This is a genomic window from Gordonia lacunae (genome assembly GCF_002149015.1).
GTDB lineage: Bacteria > Actinomycetota > Actinomycetes > Mycobacteriales > Mycobacteriaceae > Gordonia > Gordonia lacunae.
This window is the reverse complement of record NZ_NGFO01000006.1, coordinates 135,879-162,461: the sequence shown is the minus strand read 5'-3', so window position 1 is coordinate 162,461 and position 26,583 is coordinate 135,879. Positions and strand designations below refer to the sequence as shown.

At 68.3% G+C, this 26,583-nt stretch carries 26 protein-coding genes; 17 read left to right on the top strand and 9 right to left on the bottom strand.

The window, feature by feature from the left end; genetic code table 11:
- Positions 1–2: 2 nt before the first annotated feature.
- From CA982_RS07195 to CA982_RS07185, 3 genes are all read right to left on the bottom strand, one after another.
- A complete protein-coding gene (locus tag CA982_RS07195) occupies positions 3–1,247 on the bottom strand; it encodes a DNA recombination protein RmuC (RefSeq protein WP_086534724.1) in 1,245 nt (414 codons plus the stop codon).
- 58 nt (positions 1,248–1,305) lie between these two features.
- Positions 1,306–1,827 carry a methylated-DNA--[protein]-cysteine S-methyltransferase gene (locus CA982_RS07190; RefSeq protein ID WP_167383340.1) on the bottom strand — a complete coding sequence of 174 codons (522 nt, stop codon included), beginning with the start codon at positions 1,825–1,827 and terminating at the stop codon, positions 1,306–1,308.
- 169 nt (positions 1,828–1,996) lie between these two features.
- Entirely contained in the window at positions 1,997–3,553 is a 1,557-nt protein-coding gene (locus tag CA982_RS07185) for a DNA-3-methyladenine glycosylase 2 family protein (protein WP_086534633.1), read from the bottom strand.
- Positions 3,554–3,672: 119 nt separating this feature from the next.
- Here CA982_RS07185 and CA982_RS07180 point away from each other — a divergent pair, with 119 nt between their 5' ends.
- The 6 genes from CA982_RS07180 to CA982_RS07155 all read left to right on the top strand — a co-directional run bounded on the left by CA982_RS07180 (position 3,673) and on the right by CA982_RS07155 (position 8,458).
- Positions 3,673–4,017, top strand: a complete 345-nt coding sequence (locus CA982_RS07180; protein WP_208617905.1) for a hypothetical protein — start codon at positions 3,673–3,675, stop codon at positions 4,015–4,017.
- Between the two features lie 111 nt (positions 4,018–4,128).
- Positions 4,129–5,427, top strand: a complete 1,299-nt coding sequence (locus CA982_RS07175) for an AI-2E family transporter (RefSeq protein WP_086534632.1) — start codon at positions 4,129–4,131, stop codon at positions 5,425–5,427.
- Positions 5,428–5,484: 57 nt separating this feature from the next.
- Positions 5,485–6,564 (top strand): redox-regulated ATPase YchF, encoded by a 1,080-nt coding sequence (gene ychF, locus CA982_RS07170; RefSeq protein WP_086534631.1) that lies wholly within the window; start codon positions 5,485–5,487, stop codon positions 6,562–6,564.
- Positions 6,565–6,580: 16 nt separating this feature from the next.
- Positions 6,581–7,408 (top strand): hypothetical protein, encoded by an 828-nt coding sequence (locus tag CA982_RS07165; RefSeq protein ID WP_086534630.1) that lies wholly within the window; start codon positions 6,581–6,583, stop codon positions 7,406–7,408.
- 7 nt (positions 7,409–7,415) lie between these two features.
- On the top strand, positions 7,416–7,907 hold the full coding sequence (locus tag CA982_RS07160; protein WP_086534629.1) for a peptide-methionine (S)-S-oxide reductase: 492 nt from the start codon (positions 7,416–7,418) through the stop codon (positions 7,905–7,907).
- 113 nt (positions 7,908–8,020) lie between these two features.
- Positions 8,021–8,458 (top strand): VOC family protein, encoded by a 438-nt coding sequence (locus CA982_RS07155; protein ID WP_086534722.1) that lies wholly within the window; start codon positions 8,021–8,023, stop codon positions 8,456–8,458.
- A 35-nt stretch (positions 8,459–8,493) separates the two neighbouring features.
- Here the strand turns inward: CA982_RS07155 and CA982_RS07150 are convergent, their stop codons facing one another.
- On the bottom strand, positions 8,494–9,846 hold the full coding sequence (locus tag CA982_RS07150) for a S1C family serine protease (RefSeq protein WP_086534628.1): 1,353 nt from the start codon (positions 9,844–9,846) through the stop codon (positions 8,494–8,496).
- Between the two features lie 334 nt (positions 9,847–10,180).
- Between CA982_RS07150 and CA982_RS07145 the strand changes: the two genes are divergently transcribed.
- The 4 genes from CA982_RS07145 to CA982_RS07130 all read left to right on the top strand — a co-directional run bounded on the left by CA982_RS07145 (position 10,181) and on the right by CA982_RS07130 (position 13,622).
- Positions 10,181–10,633 (top strand): GNAT family N-acetyltransferase, encoded by a 453-nt coding sequence (locus tag CA982_RS07145; protein ID WP_086534627.1) that lies wholly within the window; start codon positions 10,181–10,183, stop codon positions 10,631–10,633.
- 22 nt (positions 10,634–10,655) lie between these two features.
- Positions 10,656–11,204 carry a putative immunity protein gene (locus CA982_RS07140; RefSeq protein WP_086534626.1) on the top strand — a complete coding sequence of 183 codons (549 nt, stop codon included), beginning with the start codon at positions 10,656–10,658 and terminating at the stop codon, positions 11,202–11,204.
- Between the two features lie 394 nt (positions 11,205–11,598).
- Complete coding sequence (locus CA982_RS07135) at positions 11,599–12,585, top strand: glycoside hydrolase family protein (RefSeq protein ID WP_208617904.1); 987 nt, start codon at positions 11,599–11,601, stop codon at positions 12,583–12,585.
- Positions 12,586–12,740: 155 nt separating this feature from the next.
- On the top strand, positions 12,741–13,622 hold the full coding sequence (locus tag CA982_RS07130; RefSeq protein ID WP_086534624.1) for a sulfurtransferase: 882 nt from the start codon (positions 12,741–12,743) through the stop codon (positions 13,620–13,622).
- A 282-nt stretch (positions 13,623–13,904) separates the two neighbouring features.
- On the opposite strand, the gene CA982_RS07125 is transcribed toward CA982_RS07130, so the two are convergent.
- Both CA982_RS07125 and CA982_RS07120 read right to left on the bottom strand, forming a co-directional pair.
- Positions 13,905–14,876, bottom strand: a complete 972-nt coding sequence (locus CA982_RS07125; protein ID WP_086534623.1) for an isopenicillin N synthase family dioxygenase — start codon at positions 14,874–14,876, stop codon at positions 13,905–13,907.
- The gene (locus tag CA982_RS07120; protein ID WP_086534720.1) at positions 14,873–15,373 is read right to left on the bottom strand and encodes a nucleoside deaminase; all 501 of its coding nucleotides are present in this window, start codon (positions 15,371–15,373) and stop codon (positions 14,873–14,875) included. The genes CA982_RS07125 and CA982_RS07120 overlap by 4 nt, the downstream gene beginning before the upstream one ends.
- A gap of 89 nt (positions 15,374–15,462) precedes the next feature.
- On the opposite strand from CA982_RS07120, the gene CA982_RS07115 reads away from it, so the two are divergent.
- Positions 15,463–17,043 (top strand): PucR family transcriptional regulator, encoded by a 1,581-nt coding sequence (locus CA982_RS07115; protein WP_086534721.1) that lies wholly within the window; start codon positions 15,463–15,465, stop codon positions 17,041–17,043.
- Here CA982_RS07115 and cynS read toward each other — a convergent pair.
- Positions 17,031–17,483, bottom strand: a complete 453-nt coding sequence (cynS, locus tag CA982_RS07110) for a cyanase (protein ID WP_086534719.1) — start codon at positions 17,481–17,483, stop codon at positions 17,031–17,033. The genes CA982_RS07115 and cynS overlap by 13 nt on opposite strands.
- A gap of 244 nt (positions 17,484–17,727) precedes the next feature.
- Between cynS and CA982_RS07105 the strand changes: the two genes are divergently transcribed.
- The gene (locus CA982_RS07105) at positions 17,728–18,594 is read left to right on the top strand and encodes a formate/nitrite transporter family protein (protein ID WP_086534718.1); all 867 of its coding nucleotides are present in this window, start codon (positions 17,728–17,730) and stop codon (positions 18,592–18,594) included.
- Positions 18,595–18,660: 66 nt separating this feature from the next.
- Here CA982_RS07105 and CA982_RS07100 read toward each other — a convergent pair whose 3' ends face one another.
- Positions 18,661–20,760 carry a DUF2339 domain-containing protein gene (locus CA982_RS07100; RefSeq protein ID WP_167383338.1) on the bottom strand — a complete coding sequence of 700 codons (2,100 nt, stop codon included), beginning with the start codon at positions 20,758–20,760 and terminating at the stop codon, positions 18,661–18,663.
- Positions 20,761–20,896: 136 nt separating this feature from the next.
- Between CA982_RS07100 and CA982_RS07095 the strand changes: the two genes are divergently transcribed.
- The 3 genes from CA982_RS07095 (at position 20,897) to CA982_RS07085 (ending at position 23,102) form a co-directional block, all read left to right on the top strand.
- Positions 20,897–21,235: a hypothetical protein gene (locus CA982_RS07095; protein ID WP_086534622.1), complete on the top strand. Its 339-nt coding sequence runs from the start codon at positions 20,897–20,899 to the stop codon at positions 21,233–21,235.
- 26 nt (positions 21,236–21,261) lie between these two features.
- A complete protein-coding gene (locus CA982_RS07090) occupies positions 21,262–21,771 on the top strand; it encodes a carboxymuconolactone decarboxylase family protein (protein WP_086534621.1) in 510 nt (169 codons plus the stop codon).
- Positions 21,772–21,851: 80 nt separating this feature from the next.
- Positions 21,852–23,102, top strand: a complete 1,251-nt coding sequence (locus CA982_RS07085; RefSeq protein WP_086534620.1) for an MFS transporter — start codon at positions 21,852–21,854, stop codon at positions 23,100–23,102.
- Between the two features lie 31 nt (positions 23,103–23,133).
- Here CA982_RS07085 and CA982_RS07080 read toward each other — a convergent pair whose 3' ends face one another.
- Positions 23,134–23,739: a TetR/AcrR family transcriptional regulator gene (locus tag CA982_RS07080; RefSeq protein WP_086534619.1), complete on the bottom strand. Its 606-nt coding sequence runs from the start codon at positions 23,737–23,739 to the stop codon at positions 23,134–23,136.
- A gap of 115 nt (positions 23,740–23,854) precedes the next feature.
- Between CA982_RS07080 and CA982_RS07075 the strand changes: the two genes are divergently transcribed.
- Positions 23,855–24,901, top strand: a complete 1,047-nt coding sequence (locus CA982_RS07075; protein ID WP_086534716.1) for an oxygenase MpaB family protein — start codon at positions 23,855–23,857, stop codon at positions 24,899–24,901.
- A gap of 278 nt (positions 24,902–25,179) precedes the next feature.
- Positions 25,180–26,493 (top strand): urea ABC transporter substrate-binding protein, encoded by a 1,314-nt coding sequence (gene urtA, locus CA982_RS07070; RefSeq protein WP_086534618.1) that lies wholly within the window; start codon positions 25,180–25,182, stop codon positions 26,491–26,493.
- Positions 26,494–26,583: the final 90 nt, after the last annotated feature.

The window sequence follows — 26,583 nt, the reverse complement described above, 5'->3', positions numbered from 1 at the left end:
GGTCACGGTACCGGTTCGTCGATGGATTTCGTTCCACCCCCGGCCCGTGGCGTCGGTGCCGGCTCCGGCGTCGTCCCAGGTGTGACGGTCGATCCTGCGGCCCGGCAGGTGTCGTGGATCACGGGAGGTCGCGGTGCCTCGGGGACGTCGCCGAGAGCATCGAGTTCGGCCAGTCGGCGCGCGGTGACCCCCAGGCGGCTGTCCACCGAACCGATCGTCGCGTTGTAGGCGTCGACCGTGCGCTGCAGCGATGTGCCGAGCGAGCCGAGATGACCGAGGACACCGGCGAGCCGCTGGTGCAGTTGCAGACCGAGGTCGTGGATGACCGCGGCGTCGCGCGCCATCGCATCGTGCCGCCAGCCGAGCGCGACCGTACGCAGCAGGGCGATGAGTGTGGTCGGGGTGGCGATGACCACGTTCCGGGCGAAGCCGAACTCGAGCAGATCCGGATCCGTGCGCGCCGCGGCTTCGAGGACGACGTCACCGGGCAGGAACAGAACCACCATCTCGGGCGTGTTGTCGAAAGCCGACCAATAGGACTTCGCCGACAGGCGTGCGATGTGCGCACGCAATGCCCGGGCGTGCTCGCCGATGAGTCTGTCGCGTGCGGATGTGTCGGTGGCCTCGGCCGCTCGCAGGTATGCGTCGAGGGGCACCTTGGCGTCGACGATGATGTCGCGGCCGCCGGCGAGGTGGACGACGAGGTCCGGACGCAGTGTGGCGCCGTTGCGGCTCCCGTCGGCGGCGGACGTGTCGGTGACCGACACCTGCGTGCTGAAGTCACAGTGCTTGGTCATCCCGGCGAGCTCGACGACGCGCTCGAGCTGGACCTCACCCCAGCGGCCGCGGGCGTGCGGACTGTGCAACGCGTTGGCGAGCTGCCGGGTCTGATCGCTCAGCGCGATCGATGCCGAGTGGATTCCGCGGACCTGCTCGGTCAGGCCCGCGTAGGCGCCGATCCGGTTGTTCTCGACCCGGCGCAGTTCGTCGCCGAGCTGCGCCAGGTTGGCGCGCAGCGGCTCGACGATGTGGGCGACCGAACTGCTGATCGCCGACGACTGCCGCCGGGCCGCGTCCTCGGTGGCCCACGACAGCGAGGACGCGACGTCCTCGCGCCCGGCGCGCAGCATCTCCACCTCGGCGCGGGCGGCCGCCACGGTCGCGGCGCTGCGGGCGGCGTGCGCCCACCAGCCCAGCGCGATCCCCAGGACGAGTCCGACGACGAGGGCGAGCGCAGCAGCAGTCATGTCGTCGATGGTGTCGGACACCCCCGACAACGTCGGCCGGCCCGGCGCGTTCCGCGCGTCACCTGTCGGCCGAGGCGACCTCCACGCCGGCCTCGAAGTCGAGCAGCCACTGCTTCGTGGGCAGGCCGTACCGGAAGCCGCCGAGAGAGCCGTCGCTGCGCTTCACCCGGTGGCACGGCACGAAGAGCGCGGCCGCGTTGCGTGCGCAGGCCGCCGCCGCGGCCCGTACCGCAGCAGGCTGGCCGGCCAGTTCGGCGAAGCGGGTGTAGGTGACGGGGTGCCCGGCCTCGACCTTGCGCAGGGCGTCCCAGGCCGGGCCCAGGAAGACGCCGCCGGAGCGTTGCACGACGGGAATGCGCGCCGGCGCGGCGAGATCCCCGGCGTAGTAGGCCGACACCGCGTCGGTGATCGAGCCCAGCGCGGCCGAGGGCCGGAGCGATTCCGGTCGCAGAGCCCGGTGGACGAGTGCCGTCAGATAGGCGGGGTCGTCGGTCCAGCCCGACGCCAGGACGTTCAGGTCCGGGTCGGCGATGACGGTGAACGGACCGTTCGGCGTGGCGACGATGGCATGGCCGGCGATCGTGGTTGTGGGACGGTCTGTTCCGCGAACGGATGATTCGGTGCCGATGGATCCGGGGCCGGTGGTGTCGCGGGCGGTGGTCGGTGCGGACATGTCGCTCCTAGCAATTCGGTGGGGCGGTGATCGGTGCAGGGATCGAGAGGGGAGTCGGTCGTCGGATGTCTGCCCGTCACACGATCTGCCCGGCGGCGTCGAGTCGGTGTCGCCACAGGTGCATGGTCGCGTACGAGCGCCAGGGCGCCCAGTGCTCGGTCTTCCGCAGATCGATCCCGAGGTCGGCGGCTGCCCGGACGACCACGAGATCGTTCGTGAGCAGGACGTCGGGATCGCCGGTGACTCGCATCGTGACGATGTCGGCGGTCCAGGGTCCGATGCCGGGCAGTTCGAGGAGCTGGGCACGAAGATCAGACGCATCAACCCCCACATGCGGTTCCACTCGTCTGTCGGCGAGTGCTTCGGCGACGCCGATCACGGCGTCGACCCGCCGCCTCGGCCCCCGCAGGACCTCGCGTCCGCGGGCGGCGATGACGCTCGGCGTCGGGAAGGACTTCGACGGCGGCTCGCCATCTGCCGTCGACGCGTCGTCGGACGCAGGCGGGAACGTGTCGCCGACGGGCTCACCGAGGACGTCGACGAGCCGGTCGATCTGGTTGCGGGCGGCGGCGAGGCTGACCTGCTGGCCGAGCATCGTGCGGATGATCGTCTCGGCCGGGTCGAGACTTCCCGGCGCCCGGAGCCCGGGAGCGCGCTCGAGCAGTGGTCGCATCGTGTCGTCCGCGGCCAGCACGTCCTGCGCGGCGGTGATGTCGGCGTCGAGGTCGAGCAGACGACGGATCCGGTTGACCGCGACACCGAGATCGCGCATGTCGAGTCCGCGGAGCGCCACGACGGCGTGATCGTCCCGTGGTTCCACTTCTGCCGAGGCCATGCCGTGTGGCAGCGCGAGGACCCGACGATAGCGCCAGCCATGGGGGCTGTTCGGGTCGTCGACCACGGACTCGACGCCCGCGGCGGCGTGGGCGTGGAGGAACCACCGCATCCACGGCCAGCGGTACGGCGCGCGGAACGGCAGTCGCAGGGTGACGCTCCCGGGCGCGGAATCGGTGCCGTTCGGCGTGTTCTTGCGACGGGGAAGTCGGCGGAGTTCGGTGGGGGTGAGCCCGAAGACCGCGCGGACGGTGTCGTTGAACTGACGAACGCTGGCGAATCCGGCGGCGAAGGCGATGTCGGTCATCGGCATCGTCGTGCATTGGATGAGCACCCGCGCGTTGGTGGCCCGATGCGCCCGGGCGAGGGCGAGCGGCCCGGCGCCCAGATGCCGGGTCAGCACCCGGGTGAGATGCCGGGGCGAGTACCGCAGGCGCGTGGCGAGTCCGTCGACTCCCTCGCGTTCGACGACCCCGTCGGCGATGAGCCGCATCGCGCGAGCCGACATGTCGGCGTTGATGTTCCACAGTGGAGACCCGGGTACGGCATCGGGCGCGCACCGCCGGCAGGCACGGAAGCCCTGCTGCTGGGCCGCTGCGGCGGTGAGCACGAATCCGACGTTGGCGGGCCGGGGTGTCTGGGCCGGGCACGACGGACGGCAGTAGATACCGGTGGTGCGGACCGTGACGAAGAACTGTCCGTCGAAGCGGGCGTCGCGGGCCTGCACCGCGCGGTAACACCGGTCGAAGTCCGGCGCGGTTCCCGCGGTGTCGGCGTCGGTTGCGATGCGTGTGGTCACCGGTCCACTGTGTCACCCGGCGGCGGCGGGGTCTGGCGGGAATCGGACACGGCGACAGCCGTCCCACTGAGCGGGCGAAAAGTGTGATCTGGGTTACATGCGTGTGGCACCATGACGCCATGACCACCCGGTTCGATGGCCGCCGACGAAGCCGGCACGACGACCTTCCGCTCGCCGGACTCCCCGCCTGGGGTCTGGAGATGATGATGGGCCTGTATGGCCCGGAGACGATCAGGCGCGTCTGCGCCGAAGAAGCCGAGCTCGGCGTCGTGGCTCCGCCGATGAAGCCGCCTTCGCAGGTCGTCGAGCACGCACTCTCGTCGGTCGACGCCGCCCGGCCACGAGCCGGGGCCGGTTCCGACGGGCGCGGGGACGCCCCGGCCGTCTTCAACCAGGTCGACGCCGAGCTCGAGGCCATCAACTCCCTGATCCGGTACCTCGGGCGCAAACTCCGTCGCCACTGATCCGTCGCCGCAGATCCGTCGCCGCAGATCTCGTCGGCGGTCCGGTCGCGTTCGGCCGGCCGTCGCCGCGTCGATGTCGCTTTGTCACCGCGATGTGTGAGGATCCCTCAGGTGACCGACAGCTCGGACGATCAGCGCGCGGACGGCACGTCCGCCGACGCGACACAAGAGACCAGCAAGCTCGGTGCCGATGCCGTCCTCGGCGGCGACGCGGTGCTCGGCGGCGGCAAGAAGTCGTATCCGACGCGGGCGCAGGTGATGATGGCCGGCCTGCGCTCCTGCGCGACGGTGGGCCTGCAGATCGTGCTCGTGGCCGCCGCCCTCTGGGTGCTGTTCTGGTTGCTGGCGAAGTTCTGGGTGATCCTGCTGCCCATCTTGCTGGCGATCATCGCGTGCACCATCCTGTGGCCGCCGGTGCGGTGGATGCGCAACCACGGGATACCGGCCGCCGCCGCGTCGTTGCTGATGATGCTGATCGGGCTCGGCGTGCTCGGCGGCGTGATCGGCCTGATCGTGCCGTCGGTTGTCGACCAGGCCCCGGAACTGGCCAGTCGCGCGACCGACGGCGTCCGGCACCTCCAGGATTGGGTGCAGGGTCCGCCGCTCAACATCGACGACAGACAGCTCGACAACATGGTCGACACGATCACCGGCCGACTGCAGTCGAGCGCGTCGGTCATCGCGGCGGGGGTCTTCAGCGGCGTCGGGACGGCCACCTCGGTCCTCATCACGATGTTCACCTCGCTCGTGCTGGTGTTCTTCTTCCTCAAAGACGGCCCGAAGTTCGTGCCGTGGCTCGACCGCACCGTCGGCCGCCCGTCGGGCAACCACCTCGGCGAGGTCCTGACCCGCATGTGGAACAGCTTGGGCGGCTTCATCCGCACGCAGGCGATCGTCAGCTTCGTCGACGCCGCACTCATCGGCTTGGGCCTGTTCATCCTGGGTGTACCCCTCGCCGGCGTGCTGGTGGTGATCACCTTCCTCGGTGGCTTCATCCCCATCGTCGGCGCGTTCGTCGCCGGTGCCCTGGCGGTGCTGATCGCACTGGTGTCGAACGGTTTGACCACCGCGCTCATCGTGCTCGGCATCATCCTCGCGGTGCAGCAACTCGAGGGGAACGTGCTGCAGCCGTGGCTGCAGGCCAAGTCCATGGACCTGCACGCGGTGATCGTGCTCTTGTCGGTGACGCTCGGCGGCACGCTCTTCGGCATCACCGGCGCCTTCCTCGCGGTGCCCGCGGTGGCCTCCCTGGCCGTCGTCCTGCGGTACCTGAACGAGCTGATCGCCGAGCGCGCCGGTGAGTCGCTGCCACCGCCGAACACCCCGGTGACGACTCAGGTCGGCGTTCCCGACAAGGACCCGCCGGACGATCCGCCGAACCCGGTGAAGGGGTTGCTCGACCGCGACTGACCCGCTGGGCCGACGCCCCGCCGGACGCCGGGCCGCCTGCCGATAGACTGGGCGCCCGTGAGTCTCACCCTGGGAATCGTCGGTCTGCCCAACGTCGGTAAGTCGACCCTGTTCAATGCCCTGACCCGTAACGACGTCCTCGCCGCGAACTATCCGTTCGCGACCATCGAGCCCAACGTCGGCGTGGTCGAACTGCCGGATCGTCGGCTCGAACGTCTCGCGGAGATCTTCGGCAGCGAGCGGATCCTGCCTGCCACGGTGTCCTTCGTGGACATCGCCGGCATCGTGAAGGGTGCGTCGGAGGGTGAGGGCATGGGCAACCAGTTCCTGGCCAACATCAGGGAGGCCGACGCCATCTGTCAGGTGGTCCGGGTGTTCGACGATGGCGACGTCGTCCACGTCGACGGTCGTGTCGACCCGTTCGCCGACATCGAGGTCATCGAGACCGAGCTGATCCTGGCCGACATGCAGACCCTGGAGAAGGCGATCCCGCGCCTGGAGAAGGACGCACGCAAGAACAAGGACCTGGCCGAGACCCTGGCCGCCGCGAAGCAGGCGCAGGAGATTCTCGACACCGGCAAAACCCTGTTCTCGCAGCAGGATTCGTTCGATCTGTCGTCGGTACGCGAGCTGCACCTGATGACCGCGAAGCCGTTCCTCTACGTCTTCAACTCCGACGAGGGCGTGCTGACCGACGACGCGAAGAAGGCCGAGCTGCGCGCTGCCGTCGCACCCGCCGATGCGGTGTTCCTCGACGCCAAGGTGGAGAGCGAGCTCCTGGAGCTCGACGAGGAGGACGCCCAGGAACTGCTCGACTCCATCGGGCAGGAGGAGCCGGGCCTGACATCGTTGGCGCGCGCCGGTTTTCACACCCTGGGGCTGCAGACCTATCTCACCGCCGGCCCCAAGGAATCCCGCGCGTGGACCATCCACCAGGGCGACACCGCGCCCAAGGCTGCGGGTGTCATCCACACCGACTTCGAAAAGGGCTTCATCAAGGCCGAGATCGTGTCCTTCGACGACCTCGACGCCGCCGGATCGATGGCCGCGGCCAAGTCCGCGGGCAAGGTGCGCATGGAGGGCAAGGACTACGTCATGAAAGACGGCGACGTCGTCGAGTTCCGGTTCAACGTCTGATCGTCTAAGGGGTAGCGTGGTGCCGGAAGACGCCGACGAGCTTGCAGACACCCACACCGACGCTGCAGGCGCCTCCGGCGGGGCAGTCGTTACGGGGAGCGCCGAGGTTGAGGTGTATCTCCTCGGTTGGGACGCGGTGTCGTTCAATGGTGGAGGCGCCAAGGGCGCGTTCGCGCGTGTCTACATGGCCGTGCACTCGTTGTGGTCGGCCAAGAGGTCCGCGCAAATGTGCTCGGAGCGCGAGGATGCGCTGGTAGTGGAAGGCACGGCGCGACTAGACCCGGCGCACAGGGCTGACGCGATAAATGCTGTCGTGTCGGCTGTGATGTTCTTGGAGGGTTTCGTCAACGAGTTGTTCTCGGATGCCGCGGACAAGCCGCACGGTACGCCTCGGACTCGCGGCCTATCGCAAACCGCGCGCGAGCAAATGCGCGAGCTATGGAAGGGTGGCGCCGTTCCGAGTGACCGGATCTCAGTCATTCATAAGTATCAGCTGGCACTGCTGTGTGCGGGCAAGCGATCCTTCGATCCCGGTTGTTCGCCGCTTCAGGACGTTGCCGCATTGATTCAGTTGAGAAACTATCTGATTCACTACAACTCGGAGAGCCCGAATACTGTTGACCTTCAAAGGGTGTTCATCGGAGTGATGCAGCGGGCAGGCGAGAATCGGCAGTCTGTTGGTCCACCCTTGTTCCCGAATAAGGTGCTTGGAGCCGGATGCGCGAGCTGGGCCTGCGATACGGCGGCGCGCTTCGTTATCGAGTGGCAGGATCGTCTCGGACTTGAGCATGACTACCGCAGTGAGTTGGAGGCGTACCCAGTCGACTGCCGGTTCAACGTCTGATCGTGCGATGACGTCCGTCGCGCCGAACGAGGAGATCTACCTCGCCGGCGGCTGTTTGTGGGGTGTGCAGGCCTTCCTCGCGACGCTGCCCGGGGTGACGTCCACCGAGGCGGGCCGGGCCAACGGCGCGACCCGGTCCCTCGACGGCGAGTACGACGGATACGCCGAATGTGTCCGGACCCGGTTCGATCCGGCCGTCGTCAGCGTCGAGCAGCTCATCGCGTACCTCTTCGAGATCATCGACCCGTACAGCCAGAACAGGCAGGGGCCTGATGTCGGCGAGAAGTACCGCACCGGTGTGTACTCCGACGATCCGGAGCACCTCGTACGGGCACGACAATTCATCGGGGCGCGGGACGACGCGGATCGCATCGCCGTCGAGGTGCTCCCGCTGACGAACTATGTGCGCAGTGCCGATGAGCACCAGGATCGACTCGCACGGTTCCCGGACAGCGCGTGCCATCTCCCGCAGGAGCTGCTGACCAAGTACCGGGCCTGACGAAGCGACCGACGGACCTCAACTCGACTGCCAGACCTCGATCGAAGTCCATCGGTCGAGATGAGGTTCGCCGGTCGTCGTATTCGGCACGCGCGCCCACTAGCGTGACCGTCATGCCCATCTCACTCGAGAACGTCGCCATCGCAGTGCGCGACCTCGACGCCGCGATCGCCTTCTTCACCGACCTCGGTCTCGAGGTCATCGGCCGGGACACCGTCAGCGGGGAATGGACCGACACCGCTGTCGGACTCGACGGCAATCACGCGAAGATCGCCATGCTGCAGACCCCGGACGGGCACGGGCGCCTCGAACTCTTCGAGTACATCCACCCGGAGGCCGTCGAGACCCGACCCACCCAGCCCAACGACATCGGGATGCATCGCGTCGCGTTCTCGGTCGACGACATCGACGCGTCCCTCGAAGTGGCGGCGCGACACGGCTGTCATCCGTTGCGCGGCGTCGCCACCTACGAGGACCTGTACAAACTCACCTACGTGCGCGGCCCGAGCGACATCATCGTCATGCTCGCCCAGCAACTCTCACCGAGCTGACCTGACGAGGCCCCGGGTCGTGGGGTTCCGACGGGTCACGGGATCTGGCCGAAGGGGTTGCCGCCGAACGGCAACGGGGAACCGCCCGATCCGCTGCCGGACTCCGGGACTGTCGTCTCCTGCTCGTCGACGGCGCTGCCCAGCTTCACCTCGACGGTGCGGGCGCCGGAGCCCGAACCGATGGTCACCGGCACGGTTTCGCCGGGCTTGTGGGTGAGGATCTGCGCCATGAGGTCGGCGTAGTCGGCGACGGCGGTGTTCCCGATCTTCGTGATGACGTCGCCCTGCTGGATGCCTGCCGCCGCGGCCGGGCCGCCACGCTGCACCGACGAGACCGTCGCGCCCTCGGTCCGATCACCGGCCGACAGCGAACCGGACACTCCCAGTACCGGTTTGGTCGCCTTCCCGTCCTGCAACAGCTGATTGGCGATGCGTTTGGCGGTGTTGATCGGGATGGCGAAGCCCAGCCCGAAGGACTGCGGTCCGCCGCTCGCGGCCTGACCGGTGTCCACCGCCGAGTTCACCGCGATCACCTGCCCCTGCAGATTCACCAGCGGCCCACCGGAATTGCCCGGATTGATCGGGGTGTCGGTCTGCAGACCGTTGTACACGGTGAGCGACGAACCGTTCTGGTCTCCGGCGGTCACCGTGCGCGACAGTGCACTGACGATGCCGGACGTCACCGTGTTGGACAGGCTGTCGGGGCTGCCGACGGCCACCACCTGCTGGCCCACCTTCAGCGCGTCGGAGTCGCCGAGTGCCGCCGGGGTCAGTCCCGACGCGCCCTGCAGTTTGATCACGGCCAGGTCGTACGACGGGGAGGTCCCGGTCACCGTGGCGTTGTGCTGGTGTCCGTCTCCGGTGGTGACGACGATGGTGCTCCCGGAGCCGGCGCCCGCGACGACGTGATGATTGGTCAAGACGTATCCATCGGGGGAGAGGACGATCCCGCTGCCCACTGCCGTGCCGTTCGCGGTCTGCACCTTGATGTCCGCGGTCGACTTCGACGCCACGCTCGCGGCATAGGTCACCGAACCGGGTTGCGCGTCGGCGGCATTGGCCGCGGCGGCCGGTTGCGAGCTGAGGACCGGAACCGACGCGGAATCGTGCCCGAGCAGGGCGCTGCCCCCCATGCCCACGGCGCCGCCGAGCAGTCCGGCGAGGAGTGCGGTGACGATGATCGGCTTGGTGACCCCGGCGCGGGGCCGCGACACCGGTGGCATCGGCGGCAGCGGCGAGGTGGTCTGCTGGTTCATCATCCACGGCCCGGGCGGATGCGCCGGTCCGGGCGGTGGCACAAAGGGTTCGGTGATCGGATCGCGGTCGTCGGGGGTCTGCGGCATGGGGGTCTGGGGCGTGTTCACGGCACCACGATGCCCGGGCCTCATGTGAACAGGGCTACAGAAATCCTGCGGATTCCCTGACAAGCTCGGCGCGGACTCTCAGGTGTTTCTGACCTGCGCACAGCGGGTTTCCGGCGGGCCCAGGCGGGAAAACCGGTGTCGTCCGAATGCGGGTGCGCGGTAATGTGACCCGCCGACCACCGACCACCGACACCCGACACACACCATCGAGGGCAGTGACATTTCCATCGACCACGCGATCATCGCGGATCTCGACGATGCCGCCGGCACTCTCGCCGCCGCTTTCGACGCCTATCCCTGGACCCGATGGTCCATTCCCCAGGACGGTTATCGGGAACGGTTGCACCGTCTCCAACGGATGTATCTGGGGTATGCCTTCGACCACGGCGTCGTGCTGGTCACCACGGATCGGCTCGGCGTGATCGCCTTGCTGCCCCCGGACGTGCCGGAGCCGGACGACCGGTTCCAGGCAGAAGTGGCCGGCCTGCACGGCGACCGGTTGGCTGCGGTTGCGCGCGCGCAGACCCCCGCGCCGCCGGCGGGCGCATGGAACCTGGCGACACTCGGTGTCCACCCGGGCCGCCAGGGCAGGGGTCTGGGAAGCTCGCTGGTCCGCGCGGGGCTGGCCGTGGTCGACGGCAGGACCCCTCCGGGTGCGCGAGTCGCCCTGGAGACCTCCGACGACCGCAATGTGATGATCTACGAACGCATCGGGTTCGTCGTCACCGCAACGACTCCGGTCGACACGGGCCTCGTCGTGCATTCGATGCTCCGCGATCCGGGTATCGACGGGTCGTCCACGACCGGGTGAGGACGCTGCTAGCCTTCGCCCGATGGCAGACTTCGAGTTGACCGACGACGACCTGCGCGTCGTCGTCGGCTATGCCACGCAGTGGGCTGCAGAAGTGTTGCCGGTCTTCGAGCGAGCGCAGCCCGATGACGATCGGCCGCGCGCAGCCATCGAGGCGGCACGGGAATTCACCGGCGGTGCACGGAGATCCGCGCGGCAGCGGAGCTCGGCGTTTGCGGCGCACCGGGCTGCGAAGGACGCGCCGTCGGAGGTCGCCCGACTGGCCGCACAGGCCGCCGGCGACGCCGCGGCGGCCTGCTATCTGCATCCGATCGCCAGGGCGCATCAGGTCGGGCACATCTTGCGGGCGCCGACGAACCGGGCACTCATCGCCGAGCTCGAGAGCGGCGGCGACCCGGAGGTCGGGAACGAGATGCTCGAGGCCGTGTGCAGGCGGACGCCGTCCGAACTCGTCGACGTCTTGTGCCGCTATCCGGAACCGCGCGGCGGGGCGTCACGGTCCACGCGACTGATGGCCGATCTCGACAGGCGCCTGCGGGCGTCGCGGCGACGGACCGACTTGGACGCCTGACTGAGACGACCGGCCGTTCGGTTGCCCTCAAATACTCTGTGCGGGAACGGGTTTTGTCGCTCATTCGCCTGACATACGACACGCGGCATGTGATGGTGTTGCCTGGCCGGTGGGCGCAGTCGCATCCACCGGCCGCCCAGTTGGCACATGTCGAAAGGTAACTCAGTGTCCTCGTCTGAACTCGGTCTCACCGCCCTGCTCGCCTTCATCGGTCCGCTCCTGGCGCTGTACGCCAACGGCAGCTAGCGCGTGGGGGTCCAGCTGACCCCGTGATCTCCGCCGGCCGCACGGATGTCTTCTGTCGATCCGTGCGGCCGGCGGCGTCGGCGGACGCCTGTCGACCTTCCCGGTGAAAGTTGCACATCACGCGCCGGTCGTCGTCGATACTGCATCGGTGACTCTTTCCAGACGAACCGTCCTGTCGGCGGTCACCGTGGTGTTGCTCGCCGTGGCCGGGCTCCTCGTCCCGACGCCGGCGAGCGGCGATGCCGCCCCCTCGGGCTGGCGGTACACGATGGTGGCATTCAGCAATTCGAGTGCGCGCGACATGGATGTGTACGAGTCCACCGACGGTCTCGAGTACCGCATGGTGCGCAAGTCCGCGTATCGGCCGCCGACCGGGTACGTCCGGGACGCCAGCATCTTCCGGCACACCGACGGCTGGTACTACGTGACCTACACGACCGCCGACGGGGCGAACATCGGCTTCGCACGGAGCCGGGACCGCATGAACTGGAACTTCCTGTACAACTGGCCGGTTCCGCTGTGCTGCGCGTTCCTTCCGGGGACAGGTGACGGTAGGGGACTCGGCTCGTCGAGCGGGTCCGGTTCCGCCGGTTCGTCCGGGTCGGCGGGTTCGAGCGACGGTCCGTCGCTGTCGCCCTTCACCACCAAGGCCTGGGCCCCCGAATGGTTCGTCGAGGGCGGCCGGGTCAACGTGATCCTGTCGATGTCGACCGGTGGTGGGTTCATTCCGTATGTGATGACAGCCCTCGATCCCGGGCTGCGGATCTGGAGCCCGCCCGTCCCGATGCTCAGCATCGGCGCGGACCACATCGACACCACGGTCATCAAGGTCGGCCCGACCTATCACGCGTTCACCAAGAACGAGACGAAGAAGTTCATCCAGCACGCGGTCGCGACGTCGCTGCTGGGGCCCTACCGCTTCGTGCCGCCGGGCAACTGGGGTCTCCTCGTCGAGGGGCCGGCCGTCGTCCAGCTGCCGAACGGTGCCTGGCGCATGTACCTCGACGCGTATCGGAACGGGCGATATCTGTACTCGGACAGCACCGACGGGATGCGTACCTGGTCATCGGTGAAGCAGATCCCGGGCATCTCCGGGACCGTCCGCCACGTCGGGGTGATGCGCGAGCGGGCCTGACCGCGACACCGTGCTCACGGCCCGACACACGCTGCCCCGTGCGCGGTGGTCCGTCAACCGTCGCGCTCGGTGAGATTCGGCACCGTGCCGAGGTGTCGACGACCACTTACTCTCGGGGGCGTCGGGGTGTTTTGCCCGTTTCTCGAGAGGTCCTGATGAGTACACCTGTCCTGCCCGCTCTGGTCGATGTCGCCTGGTTGCGGGAACGTCTGGATGACCCGTCCGTGGTCATCGTCGACGCGACCACCCACCTCCCGATCCCTGAGGAGGGGCCCTACGTCCCGGAGTCGGGCGCGGAATCCTATCGTGCACAACATATCCCGGGTGCGGTGTTCGCCGACCTGCTGACCGATTTCGCCGACGCCGCCAGCGCCGAACCCTGGACGGTCCCGTCGTCGGAACAATTCGCCTCGGCCGCTTCCGCATTGGGTATCGGCGACGGGGCCACCGTCGTGGTCTACGACCAACTCGAGGGATTCTGGGCCACACGATTCTGGTGGCACCTGCGCCTGGAAGGGTTCGACGCCGTGACCGTGCTCGACGGCGGACTCCCGGCCTGGAAGGCGGCCGGCGCCCCGGTCACCGATGCCGAGTCGACCCTCACCCCACGCGTCTTCAGTGGAAAGCGTCGTCCCGAACTCCTGCGATCGACCGCCGATGTCGCAGCGGCGCTGGATGATCCGTCGACCCTCTTGGTCAACGTCCTCGACGAGGCGACCTATCGTGGCGAGACCACCACATACGCGCGGCAGGGTCACATCCCCGGGTCGGTGAACCTCCCGGTGTTCTCCATCCGCGACGCCGAGACCGGTGACCTCCGGCCCGTCGACGAGTTGCGTCGCGAGTTCGAGGCGGCCGGGTTGCTGGACGACGGCACCACGGTGGTGACCTACTGCGGCGGCGGCATCGCGGCCACCGGAATCGCGCACGCGCTTGCCCTCGTCGGCCGCGACGATGTCGCGGTCTACGACGGATCGATGACCGCGTGGGCGAATGACCCGTCACTCCCGCTGGTCACCGGAGCCGAACCCCGCTGACGAAGTCTTCTCCCGAGCCGGCCCCTCCGCTCCCTGATCCGGAAGAACCGCAAACCCCTGGTCCCCAGCTCGAGAGATCTGCTCATCCACTGCTCCCTGAGGTGCGCCCGGAGCGTGCGGAGGGCGCGTCACGAAGGGTTGGCGACGCATCTCGCCACGACCCTTCGTGACGGCCTCCGCAGGCTCCGGCCTCCTCAGGGGGCAGGGGTATACGGCCTCCGCAGGCTCCGGCCTACACCGGGAGCGGAGGGTCGTGCACCTCCACCTCGGGAAGGGGGGGGCTCAGCCGACGGTGATCGCGTCCAGACGCTGCCTGATGAAGTCCCCGGACACCACCGGTTCGAGTCCGGCACGGCGACCGATGGGCGGGGCGACGGGCGTGACGAGTGCGTCGTGGTCGAGTTCGTAGAAGAAGATCAACGAGACGAGATCTTCGGCGGGGGCGTCGGGTTGCGGCGGGAGGACCCGGTGCCGACCCGCGGGCCAGCGTCCGGCCGACCAGTATTCGAGGATGTCCCCGATGTTGACGGTCAGGGCGTCGGGGTTCCACGGCGCGTCGGCCCAGCCGGAATGCTCACTGTGGACCTGCAATCCACCGGCGCCCGGCTCGCGGTCGAGGATGGTGACGGTACCGAAGTCGGTGTGCGGTCCGATGCGGAACTGGCCGGGCTCGGGATCCCCGACGTCGTGCAGTGGCGGGTAGTGGTTGATGTTGGAGGACCAAGTCGGGTTCGACGCGAGATCCCGGAACGGATTGTCCGGACCGGCGAGGCCGAGTGCGGCGGCCATCAACCCGAGTACATCGTCGGACAGCCTCCTCATCTGCGACGTCCACGCAGTGAAGAGGTCCCGGAGTTCGGGCGTCTCCGCCGGCCATACGTCCGGGGCGAACCAATAGTCGTCGATCTCGGATGTGCCGACCGGTGTCTGCGCACCGGAGGTGAACGACTCCTTGAGATCCGGCGGGGTCTCGGTGCCCTCGGAGAAGCCGTTCGCCTCTTTGCCCGGCCCGATCCAACCGCGGCCGCCGACGCCCACCGAGTAGTTGCTCTTCACCTCGGCGGAGAGGGCGAAGAACCGTCGCGCCGCCGCGCGCAGCGACCTCGGTAACTCGGGATCCACCCCGTGCCCGGTGACGAGCAGGAATCCCGCTTGCTGTAGCGACTCGTCGACGGCGGCGCAGACACGTCGTGCGCCGGCCCCGCCGGATCGCCACTCGCGGAGGTCGACGGTGAGGACCGGGCTGTCGGTCATGCCTGCCGCTCCGTTGCGTTCGCGGGTGCGATCCCGATGTCCTCGTTCCACACTGCGGGATTCGCCGCGATGTACGACGACATCATCTCCGTGCATCGCTCGTCGTCGAGGACGATGACCTCGACCCCGTGGTCGCGCAACCAGTCCTCACCGCCGTAGAAGGAGGTGTGCTCGCCGATGACCACCGTGCCGATGCCGAACTGACGGATCAGGCCCGAGCAGTACCAGCACGGCGACAGTGTTGTCACCATGATCGTCGAGGCATAGTCCTGTTGCCGCCCGGCGGCGCGGAACGCGTCCGTCTCACCGTGCGCCGACGGGTCGTCGGCCTGCACCCGCCGATTGTGGCCCGCGCCGAGCACGGTGCCGTTCGCAGCGAAGAGCGCCGCGCCGATCGGGATACCGCCCTCATCAAGGCCGATACGTGCCTGCCGGTAGGCGACATCGAGCATCCCGGAGAGGTCGAGGTCGGCGCGGTCGGGGAGCGAGAGCGTCATGCCCTCGAGGGTGCCGCGCGTCGTCAGCGGCCGCAACTGACAGATCGTCGCCCTGCGTGCGGTTCCGCCAATGCATAGTGTCTCGGTCCATGACCACCGTTCGACCCTCGACGACCACCCGCACGCCGACGCTGCGGGAGATCCTCGACAACGACCTGGCCGCGGCCGAGCCACGAATTCTCAGCGGCCACGAGCGCCTCGACGCGCCGGTGCGGTGGGTGCATTCGAGCGAGATCTACGAGATCGGCCCGCTGCTGACCGGCGGCGAGCTCTTGCTGACGACCGGACTCGGTCTGCGCGGGCTCGACGCGGGAACCCGTAAGCACTATGTGCAGGACCTGGCGCAGCGTGGCGTCGCCGCCGTCGCGATCGAGGTGGGCCGTACGTTCGAGGCGGTGCCCGACGAGATGGTCCGAGCCGGTTCGGCGGCCCGCTTGCCGATCATCGAATTGCGCGCCGTGGTCCCCTTCATCGACGTGTGCCGCGCGGTCAACACCGCGATCGCCGCGCGCGAGGTCGACGGACTACGTGCGCGCTCCGAGCTCGTGGACGCACTCCACGACGACCTGTCGGCCGGCGCGGGCGTCGCATCCATGCTCGGTCATGTCGCCGAGATCCTCGGTGCGCCGGTCGTTCTCGTGTCCACCTCGGACGCGCTGCTGTCTGCTCATGGCGTCGACGACGATTCGGCGGCATGGCGGATCGTCGACCGGGCCGTGGCCGAGGCGACGGTCCACAGCAAGGGGCGTCCGATGGCCCGGATGGTCGTGGGCGAGCGGCACGACGCACGTCCCCACCCGTTCGCCGAAAGCCTGCTGCGCGCGGCCGCCGGACCCGTGGCGGTCGGGCTGACCCGCACCGGTGTCCGGGGATCGGCCCTGGCCGCGCGGCTCGTCGAAGACCTCGTCGACGGACGGCCGATGCGGCCTGCGGACCTGCGGACACGCCTGGCCGGCGCGGGGGTGCCGGTGGTGGGGCCCACCGTGGTGGTGCCACTGGCCGCCGAGGCTCCCGACCCGCGGATGGCCGACGCGGCGGTCGCCGGTGCCGCCTTGGATTCGGTGGCGCGCAGCATCGTCGACGCAACTGTCTATGCGCTCGCGGCGGTGTCGGCCGGGGGAGGCCACGGCGGCGGGGATCCGGTCGACCGAGTCGTGTCGTCTCTGGTGACACAGGGCAACCGGCTCGGACGTATGACGATCGTGGTCGGAAATCCCTGTGTCATGGATGATCTCGGAGGCACGACGGATCCCGCGGCCATCCTCTCCGAGTCGTTGCGGCGCTGCGGGCGGCAACTCGGGCTCGCGGCGCCCGCCTCGGCGCGCCTCGGGGCGGATCGCCGGGTGTTCACTTCCCGGGAACTGCTCGCCGACGATGCCGTTCGCGTGCTCGACCCCGCAATCCGCGCGGAACTCCGGTCCCTGGTGCTGCCGCTGCTGGACAACGACGGACGCTCGTCGTCCGATCTCGTCCGGACACTGTCGGTACACCTGTCGAACGGGTGCAGTGCGACGCGGTCGGCCGCGGCGCTGCACATCGGCCGACAGAGTCTCTACCAGCGCATCGAACGAATCCGGACCCTCCTCGGTTTCGATCCCACCGAACCGGCCGTCTACGCATCGGTGATGCTTGCGCTGCGGTCGGTGACCGGCGGGACTCACCAGTTGTAGTCGAGAAACTTGCCGTCGAAGGTCACGACCACCCGGTCGCCACTGGGATCCGGCCGTCGTTCGAAACCGATCTTGAAGTTGATGGCGCTCATGATGCCGTCGCCGAATTCCTCGTGGATGAGTTCCTTGAGCGCGGGCCCGTAGACGTCGATCGCCTCGTGGAAGCGGTAGATGGTGGGATCGCTCGCCGCCGCATCGTCGGGTGTCCGCGTGGGCTGCTGCCGCAGACTCTCCGCCACACCTTCGCCCAGACCCAGCAGTTCCACCACGGCGGTGGCTTTCGCGGCCGGAACGGGGTGTTTGCCCAGCAGCGCCGCGACCGTCCAGACCAGCGGGGCGTCGATCTTGTCGGCAATCGTCGCCCACGTGAGTCCCTGGCGGATCCGCGCGGCGTTGATCAGTTCTGCGGCATCGGTTTTCGGCATGATCGGGGTGGTCATCATCAGCTCCATCGATAGTGTTGGACCACATCCACATTGCCCACCCGCGGGCACGGTGCCAAGTCGACGCAGCGACATCCGGCAGTGTTCACACGAACGACATGTGGTCCGGCGGCCCGGCACATCACACGACGGTGTCACGCGAGTGAGGGCGGCGTAACAGGGCGACTCGTCGATGACACCGGACGGACATGTGACCTCGGTTCGATGGGGCCCGACAACCGAGGAGTTCGAGGAGAACCACATGTCCTACGTGAAACCGTCCGACTTCGCGGTGAAGATGGTCGACGCCGGCGAGTCGAAGGCGTTCATGTCCACCCGCGACACGCTGATCAGAGCGTTCATGGCCGGCGCGATCCTGGCTCTGGCCGCGGCGTTCGCGGTGACGGTCACCGTCCGAACCGGTGAGCCGCTGCTCGGCGCACTGTTGTTCCCGGTCGGCTTCATCCTGCTCTACCTGATGGGATTCGACCTGCTCACCGGCGTGTTCACGCTGGTGCCACTCGCGCTGCTCGACAAGCGCCGAGGCGTGACCGTCCGATCGATGCTGCGCAACTGGGGTCTGGTGTTCCTCGGGAACTTCCTCGGCGCCATCCTGGTGGCGGTCATGATGGCGGTCATCTTGACCTACGGGTTCAGTGTGGCGCCCGACGACGTGGGTCAGCAGCTCGGCGAGATCGGCCACAGCCGGACCGTCGGCTATGCCGAGCACGGGGCGGCCGGGATGTTGACACTGTTCATCCGCGGTGTGCTGTGCAACTGGATGGTGTCCACCGGCGTGGTCGCCGCCCTGATGTCGACGTCGTTGCCCGGCAAGGTGATCGGTATGTGGATGCCCATCATGCTGTTCTTCTACATGGGCTTCGAGCACTCGATCGTCAACATGTTCCTCTTCCCGTCGGGTCTCATGCTCGGCGGCGACTTCTCGATCGCCGACTATCTCGTCTGGAACGAGATCCCCACGGTGATCGGCAATCTCGTCGGCGGACTCACCTTCGTCGGGCTGACGCTGTATCTGACGCATGTCCGGACCGCCCCGGATCGTCGGCCGCCCGCCCACGATGCGACGACCGAGGTCGACGTGGCCGCACCGGTCCGCGCGACCACCTAGTCCACCCCTCGATCCGGATGACCTCGTGCCCGGGAACCGAGCGCGAGGTCATCCGGATCCGTGAGATCAGACGGTCGTCGCGGAACGCGATTTCGCCGGATCGTCCTGCAGGGCGCGTGCGTACCAGGCGCCCAGCCCGAGGAGGATGAGTCCGGTCACGATGAACACGATGACGCGGAAGATGCCGTCGAGGGTGGCCAGGTCGAAGAGGAACAGCTTGGCGATCGCCGCGGCGACGAGGACCAGACCGCCGGTGACGGCGGCGGTGCGCGCCGCGCCGCCACGTCGTCGGGCATAGGCGAGTGCCGCACCGGCGAGGGCCATCCAGCAGGTGGTGGCCAGCACGTGTCCGGCCAGGAATCCGTCGGGCCCACCGACCAGGACACCGGCGGTCACGCTGATCGCGGTGAGCGCGTAGACGACGACCACCCCCGCCGCGATGTGGGCTGCCCGAGACACTCTCTCGTCGGTCAGGCGCGCCCAACCCGCGGCCAGGATGAGTGCTCCCGAGGCACCGAACAGGCTCGCGACGACGACTTCCAGGTTCGCGGCACGTCCGATCAGGTCGGCGTCGGCGAGCACGTACGGCGGCGCTGCGTCGAGGAGGGCCGCGAAACCGATCGCCCAGATGACCGAGCTACCGGCGAGGAGGACACGCGAGGTCGTCGACCATGTCCGGGCGACGAGGCCGGTCACCGTGGCCAACCCCAGCAGTACGGCCACCGCCACGGTGCCGTCGAAGGTCACGAGGACCGCGACGAACAGGAGGAGAAGTGCGGTGGCGGACCAGATCTGGGCGACGGAGTCGGGGATGACACGAGTGGCGGCGCCCGAACCGATGAATCCCGAACCGATCAGCACGGTTCCGATGAGGACGAGGGCGATGGAGGTCTGCAGGATGACCGCGCCCGGTAGGTGCATGGCCGAACCGGCGAAGAGCGCCGGGATGGTGGTCGCACTCGCGAGGCCCGCCACGACCTCCCGGTGCCGCGTGGTGGACATCGACAACAGTGCTCCGCCTACGCCCAGGACGACGACCACGGCGACCGCGGCCGCGAAGACCGGGTCGGAACTCCCGGGCGCATTCCACCCGGCGAGGCCGACGAGCCCGACCAGGGTGAGCGGGATCGTGGGCGCCGCCAGACGGACCGTATGCAGCCAGATCCAGTCGCGGCCCACCTGGACCCACGCCGACGCGGCGCACAGCACCACCATGAAGGCGATCAGGGTGGTGTCCAGCCCGCCCGCGAGGACCGGGGCCAGCACGATCAGCGGTACCACGACGAGCAGACCGAGATGTTCGCTGCGCCATCGATGGGCCAGTACGAGACCACCTGCCGCGACGAGTCCGGCGACCCCGAGACCCGGCACGATCGGCAGCCACTCGTAGATCCTGGTCGCGGCCAGGACGTCGAGGTAACCGGCCGCGATGCCGGTGGCGGTCAGTGCGATGGCGCCGATCCGACCGTCGGTCCGGCCGCGCAGCCACATCCCACCGGCGACGAGTGCCGCCGCGAGGATCGCCCCGCCGGCGACGCGGAATTCCGGGCGGAGGATTCCGGCCTGTGCGGCCAGGACGAGGAGCAGTGCGACGCCGATGAGCGTCACACCGACGCCCGCGGTGGCGAGGATCTTGCCGATGAGTCCGCGTTCGGCGGCGGCGCCGATCCGCTCGGACATCGACGGCCCGGCCGGCCGGGCAGCCGCGGCGACCCGGGGCGTCGGCCCGGCCGGCGGGAACGTCGGCGTGGTCGGCGGGAACGTCGGCGTGGTCGGCGGCGGCATGATCGGCGGACGTGGCATCGGCGTCGGTACGGCGGCCCCCGGCGGTGGCGGGGGAGCAGTCGTGGCCTGCCGGGGCGGGAAGAACGGCGGCCTGCTCGGCGTCCACGGCTGAGGTGGCGTACCCGGTGGGCGTCCGGGCGCCCGCGGAGGAGTCGCCACCATCGGCGGGGTGAGGCCGGGAGTCGGGGTGTGTGGCGCCGGCTGCGACACGGGAGCTGTGTCGCGACCGGGGTCGTCCGGGTGGGCGACGATGCGCCGAAGCTCCGCGAACTCGGCTGACACGGTCGACATCTGACGTGCGATGGCGTCGAACTCGGTCGAGATCCGGGCAAGCGTGGCAGTACCCGGATCGCCGCCGAACATGCTGCTGGGAGTGGTCATGAACCGACGATGACCCACCGCGTCCCGGCATGGATGAGTAGTCCTACCCAGACGACGTGGGGGCTTCGTGTGTCCGGGTGGCGGTTCGGCTGCGAGCCGGTGATTACCGGGCCGCCCGGACGGGTATCGCCGACCCATGACCGATTCGCATTCGCAGGACACCTCCGACCGTGGACGCGCCGACGTCGAGAAGCGCTGGCAGGACTCCGGGAGCTACCGGTCGGCGGCGCTCTATGTCGTGGCCGTCGTCGTGCTGGGTGCGATCGCCTGTGCGATCTTCCTGTCCGTCGACCGCGGCAACATGATCCTCGCGTCGCTCGTTCCCGGCGTGTTCCTCCTCGGTGGCATCGGTGCGCTGATCACCGCGTACCGCACCTACCGCCGAGGAGGTACGTGGCCGATGTGGCAGGGCGCCGCGTGGTTCCTGTTCGCCCTGATGCTCGTCAGCTTGTCGTTTCCGGCGATGGCGGGCTGACCCGACCCGACGGCTACTGTTGGGCCATGCCTGCGCAACGGGTGCGAATCGACAAGACCACACCGCAGGTCTACCGAAAGCTGATCGCGGTGTCGGCCGAGGTCGCGGCGGCCGCCGAAGCGATCGGATTGAGTCGGTCCCTCGTCGAACTGGTGAATCTGCGGTGCTCGCAGATCAACGGCTGCGCCTTCTGCATGGATCTCCATGGGCAGCTGGGCCGTTCCGCTGGTCTGTCGACGCAGCAGATCGATGTCATCGCCGGGTGGCGCGATGCACCAGACCTCTTCGACGATGTCGAACAGGCCGCTCTCGAGATCGCCGAACTGGTCACCGAGCTGCCCGCCCATGACGCTGCCGACCTGGCCTACGACCGGGCGACGGACATCCTCGACACCGAACAGACCGCGGTCCTGATCTGGGCGGCGGTCACCATCAATGCATTCAACCGGATGTCCATCGTCAGCGGGTACCGCCCACGGCCCGGGACCTCGCCGCGAAAGGCGACGGCGCCGTTCGCGAAGCCCGCGAACGGCTGATCGACGCCCGCGAACAGATCTGAGCCGACCGGCCGGCACCCGCGTGCGGCATGATGTCACCCATGTCGACTCCGCGGTCCATGTCGACTCCGCGCTCCGGTCGGCTCGCCGTCGGCACCCTGGTCCTGCTCACGGTGCTCTACTTCGCGCAGGGTCTGCCCTACGGGTTCTTCAGTCAGGCGATACCCGTCATCCTCCGCGAGGAGGGTTACTCGCTCACCCAGATCAGCGTCTACGGACTGCTGTTCGCACCGTGGGGCCTGAAGTTCCTGTGGGCGCCGTACGTCGACGCCTACGGCACCCGACGCCGATGGCTGCTCACGCTGCAGTTGTCGTCGGCGGTCGTCGCGCTCGTGCTGGCGTCCCTCGACCTGTCCGGAACGCTGGTCTGGTTGCTGGTGGGTATCGCCGTCATCAACCTGCTCTCGGCGACGCAGGACATCGCGACCGACGGTCTCGCCGTGTCGATGCTCGAGCCGCGGCAGCGTGGTCTGGGCAACGGAATCCAGGTGGGCGCCTACCGGATCGGCATGATCGCCGGCGGTGGCGGGCTTCTCTGGTTGTTCTCGCTCGCCGGTTGGCGTGCCTTCTTCGTCGTGATGTCGGTGCTGCTGTTCGCGGTCACCGTCGGGGTGTGGTTCCTCGCGCGCGACCCCGGAGCGCGCCGCGGCGACGCGGCGCCCGGACCGCCGACGCCGGTGTCGCCGGGCTTGTTGCTGACGGGGTGGGCGTCGCGGCTCCGACGCCCCGGCGTGATCGCCTTCATCCTCGTCGTCGGCGCCTTCAAGTTCGGCAACTCGATGGCGTCGGCGCTCGTGGGTCCGTTCATGTCCGACATCGGCCTCACGCTGGGCCAGATCGCACTCGTCGAAGGTGCGCTGTCGTCGGCCGGTGCTCTCGGTGGAGCGGCGCTCGGCGGGTGGCTCGCCTACACCTACGGTCGGCGGCACGCGCTCCGTGTCGGCGGTGTCACCCAAACGCTCAGTCTCGCGCTGTATCTGGTCGCGTCGCTGGGCGTCGGCGGCTTCTGGCTCGTGGTCACGGCCAGCCTCGCCGAGCACATTCTGGGCGGGGCGGCCACCGTCGCGGTGTTCACCCTGATGATGGACGCATGTCAGAAAGGTTACGAGGGCAGCGATTACACGTTGTTCGCGTGCGCCGTGGTCGGAGTGCAGGGCGCCGCTGGATTCGCCGCGGGCATCGTGGGCGACCTGTTCGGGTTCCCGGCGATCTTCGCGACCGGGCTGATCCTCTCCGGCCTCGGGTGCCTCGTCATGATCCGTGCTCTCGACCGGGGTCTGATGACACGCCTCGGAGCTGCGGTCCCGTAGCGGCAGTGCGCCTTCACGACGCACTCTCTAACTACGGAGTCCGGGCGGGCAGCAGGGTGGCCATCGCCTCGTCGACGACGCGGTCCAGATCGTCGCCCAGGCTGCCGGCCAAGAACTGCTGCACCAGCTCGGTCATGGCGCCGGTGAAGACGGCGGCTCGCACCCGGCTGGTGAGCTGGTCGGTGTCCCGCGCGTCTGCCTCGGCGAAGGCCATGTCGCGGAGCATCGCCTGGGTGACGGCACGGCGTTGGGCGAGAACGGGATCGGTCACCCCCGCGGTGAACAACACGCGACCGCGGCGTGGGTCGGAGGATGCGTGTCCGAGTACCGCCCGGATGCCCGCACGAGTGCGCGACCGGACCGAGGGGTCCGCCTCGGTCATCGCCGCCGCGACCACCGTGCCGAGCTCCGCGGCGGTGGCGTCGTAGACCGCGCCGAGCAACTCGTCGGTGTCGGCGAAGCTCTCGTAAAAGTACCGGGTGTTGAAGCCGCAGTACCGGCAGACGGACCGAACCGACAGTTCGGACTCGGCACCTACGCCCCCGAAGATGTCGAAGGCGGCCGCGATCAGATCGGCTCTGCGCTCTGCGCGCCGGTCCGCGAGCGGGACGCCCGCCCAGCGGGTCGGTGAGGACATCGTCTCACCATAGTCGGCGTCGACCCGACCGAGACAGATCTGGTCACATGTGTATCCACAGGGATAGTCTGGGCACGACCGTGACCAATGATCGCCCCGAGTGGAAGGTCTCTCGATGACTGTGTCCCTGGCTCCCCGCCGGCTGCCCTCCACCGACCGGGTCCCCGTTCCGCTCCCACACGAGTTCGTCGGCTCCTGGCTCAACGGCAAGTTCGACGCCAATGTCCGTGCGAAGTTCTTCCGTGGGATGGACTTCGAGAACCCCGCCGGGGACCCGGGCTGGTTCGGCCCGGACAGTGCGACCTGGTACGTCCACTCACACACCCCGGCACTGATCTTCGGCCTGCAGTGCGCGTCGTACCTCGAGCGTCTGGACCCGAGCATCTTCTGGATGGGGGTACAGCACTCGCGCCTGGTCCGGCGACGCGAGGACGGTACCCCGACCCTGTCCATCGATCCCGACGGCGCCATGACTAGGCTCGGGCACTCGCTGGCGTTCTTCATGGGAACCGCCTACGGCTCGACCGAGTCGGCCGAGCGGCTGGCGCGAACGGTCCGCGCGATGCACCACACCATCAAAGGCGTCCGCCCGGACGGTGCCGTCTACGACGCCGACGATCCGGCCTGGTTGCGATGGAACTACGCGACGGTGGTCTGGGGTATCGCGACCGCGCACGAGATCTATCACCCCCGGCCGCTTCGCGGCGACGAACTCGACGGCTACTACCGGGAGTTCGTCCGGGTGGGTCATGCGCTCGGTGGTACCGACCTGCCCACAACCAAGGCCGACACCCTCACCTGCCTCGCGGAGTATGTGCCGAGACTCGCTCTGACGCATGGGAATGCACTGGCGACGGGGCTGAATGTGCGCAACCCGGTGCACGGGGCGGTGGACTGGGCGATCCGTGACACGATGCCGCGCTGGGCGAAACAGCTGATCATGTACCGGGCGCCCAAGCCGATCGAGCGGCGCGCGCGCCGGAGTGCGGTGTGGGGCATCATCAACTCCGCCCATCTGACGATGGGCGAGGCGCCGGAATTCACGGCCGCTCGACGCCGCGTGGCGCAGGGGACCGCTGTGTCGCACACTCTTCCGCGATATGAGCTCGGATCTGACCCCGAGCGTACCCGCGCCGACATCGAGGCCTCGTTCGCCCACTAGCGCCTACAGGTGTCCGTGTCAAACTGGGGCTTTCTGAAACGTCAATGAAGGCAACGGAATTCAGTGACACTCGGCGCCCGTGACGCGTCCGGAAGCGGAAACACCGAATTCATCTCACGTCACGCCGGCGTAACAAAGTCAAAATACGTTTACCCCCCATACGCCAGATCGCAAGCTGTGTTGCGGCGTATCTCATCGGGGGTCACGCGGCGACATGCCGCGTGTTCGTCGTGCCCCCACCTGAGTGGACCTGAGACGTAGTGAGAAAGGCTTCGCCGATGCCGTCTGTTCCGTTGCCGTCCGGCTCCCTGCCGGCCGACACCCCGCCGCCCGCCACCACCCGGTCACGCCGTCGGCGGTACGGCATCCTCGTCCCCGCAGCTCTCTCCGCGGTGGCGCTGGTCCTCAGTGCCTGCGGGAGTTCGGCCAGCGAGGAGTCGGCGTCGAATGCACAATCGTGCGTCGACACCTCCGGCGACACCATCAAGGTCGGGTCACTGAACTCGCTGTCGGGAACGATGGCGATCTCCGAGGTCACCGTTCGTGACTCAATCAAGCTCGCCGTCGACCAGATCAACGAGAACGGCGGAGTGCTGGGCAAACAGGTGCAGCTCATTGGCGAAGACGGCGCCTCCGAGCCGACGATCTTCGCGGAGAAGGCCGAGAAGCTGATCTCCAGCGACTGCGTCGCCGCGGTGTTCGGCGGTTGGACGTCATCGAGCCGCAAGGCCATGCTGCCCGTCTTCGAGGACAACAACTCGCTGCTGTACTACCCGGTGCAGTACGAGGGGCTCGAATCGTCGCCGAACATCTTCTACACCGGCGCGACGACGAATCAGCAGATCGTGCCGGCGCTGGAGTATCTGAAAGAGAAGGGCGTGAAGTCGCTCTACCTGGTCGGTAGCGACTACGTGTTCCCGCAGACCGCCAACCGGGTGATCAAGGCGTACGCCGAAGCCAACGGTATCGAGATCAAGGGGGAGGACTACACCCCGCTCGGCTCGACCGACTTCTCGACCATCGTCAACAAGGTCCGCACCGCTGATGCCGACGCCGTGTTCAACACTCTCAACGGCGATTCCAATGTGGCGTTCTTCCGCGAGTACAAGAATGTCGGGCTGACCCCGCAGGCCATGCCCGTCGTCTCGGTGTCGATCGCCGAGGAAGAGGTCGGCGGCATCGGTGTGGACAACATCGAGGGCCAGCTGGTCGCGTGGGACTACTACCAGACCGTCGACAACCCGGCGAACGTGTCGTTCGTCCGTGACTACAAGGCCGCCTACGGCGCCAACAAGCCGACCTCCGATCCGATGGAGGCCGCCTACGTCTCGGTGCACTTGTGGAAGAACACCGTCGAGAAGGCGCAGTCCTTCGCGGTCGCGGATGTCCAGAAGGCTGCCGGCGGAGTCGCTTTCGATGCTCCCGAAGGTCTCGTCACCATCGACGGCGAGAACAACCACATCACCAAGACCGCGCGAATCGGTGAGATCCGCGGCGACGGACTGATCTACACCGTCTGGGATTCGGGCCAGCCGATCGAGCCGGACCCCTACCTGAAGTCCTACCCGTGGGCCGAGGGCCTGAGCAACTGACACCGTCGACGGCCCGTCCCGCGTGCTCCTGACGCGGGACGGGCCGCGCACGGTCCCTCCTGGCGAACGCGGCACCCGCCGCCGACGAAC

Bases quoted from the DNA above. Each gene is read 5' to 3' on its own strand.
- CA982_RS07195 (WP_086534724.1), bottom strand. From the start codon at position 1,247: ATGACTGCTGCTGCGCTCGCCCTCGTCGTCGGACTCGTCCTGGGGATC.
- CA982_RS07180 (WP_208617905.1), top strand. From the start codon at position 3,673: ATGACCACCCGGTTCGATGGCCGCCGACGAAGCCGGCACGACGACCTT.
- CA982_RS07160 (WP_086534629.1), top strand. From the start codon at position 7,416: ATGACGTCCGTCGCGCCGAACGAGGAGATCTACCTCGCCGGCGGCTGT.
- CA982_RS07155 (WP_086534722.1), top strand. From the start codon at position 8,021: ATGCCCATCTCACTCGAGAACGTCGCCATCGCAGTGCGCGACCTCGAC.
- CA982_RS07150 (WP_086534628.1), bottom strand. From the start codon at position 9,846: ATGAGGCCCGGGCATCGTGGTGCCGTGAACACGCCCCAGACCCCCATG.
- CA982_RS07145 (WP_086534627.1), top strand. From the start codon at position 10,181: ATGTATCTGGGGTATGCCTTCGACCACGGCGTCGTGCTGGTCACCACG.
- CA982_RS07140 (WP_086534626.1), top strand. From the start codon at position 10,656: ATGGCAGACTTCGAGTTGACCGACGACGACCTGCGCGTCGTCGTCGGC.
- CA982_RS07130 (WP_086534624.1), top strand. From the start codon at position 12,741: ATGAGTACACCTGTCCTGCCCGCTCTGGTCGATGTCGCCTGGTTGCGG.
- CA982_RS07125 (WP_086534623.1), bottom strand. From the start codon at position 14,876: ATGACCGACAGCCCGGTCCTCACCGTCGACCTCCGCGAGTGGCGATCC.
- CA982_RS07120 (WP_086534720.1), bottom strand. From the start codon at position 15,373: ATGACGCTCTCGCTCCCCGACCGCGCCGACCTCGACCTCTCCGGGATG.
- CA982_RS07115 (WP_086534721.1), top strand. From the start codon at position 15,463: ATGACCACCGTTCGACCCTCGACGACCACCCGCACGCCGACGCTGCGG.
- cynS (WP_086534719.1), bottom strand. From the start codon at position 17,483: ATGACCACCCCGATCATGCCGAAAACCGATGCCGCAGAACTGATCAAC.
- CA982_RS07105 (WP_086534718.1), top strand. From the start codon at position 17,728: ATGTCCTACGTGAAACCGTCCGACTTCGCGGTGAAGATGGTCGACGCC.
- CA982_RS07100 (WP_167383338.1), bottom strand. From the start codon at position 20,760: ATGACCACTCCCAGCAGCATGTTCGGCGGCGATCCGGGTACTGCCACG.
- CA982_RS07095 (WP_086534622.1), top strand. From the start codon at position 20,897: ATGACCGATTCGCATTCGCAGGACACCTCCGACCGTGGACGCGCCGAC.
- CA982_RS07090 (WP_086534621.1), top strand. From the start codon at position 21,262: ATGCCTGCGCAACGGGTGCGAATCGACAAGACCACACCGCAGGTCTAC.
- CA982_RS07085 (WP_086534620.1), top strand. From the start codon at position 21,852: ATGTCGACTCCGCGCTCCGGTCGGCTCGCCGTCGGCACCCTGGTCCTG.
- CA982_RS07080 (WP_086534619.1), bottom strand. From the start codon at position 23,739: ATGTCCTCACCGACCCGCTGGGCGGGCGTCCCGCTCGCGGACCGGCGC.
- CA982_RS07075 (WP_086534716.1), top strand. From the start codon at position 23,855: ATGACTGTGTCCCTGGCTCCCCGCCGGCTGCCCTCCACCGACCGGGTC.
- urtA (WP_086534618.1), top strand. From the start codon at position 25,180: ATGCCGTCTGTTCCGTTGCCGTCCGGCTCCCTGCCGGCCGACACCCCG.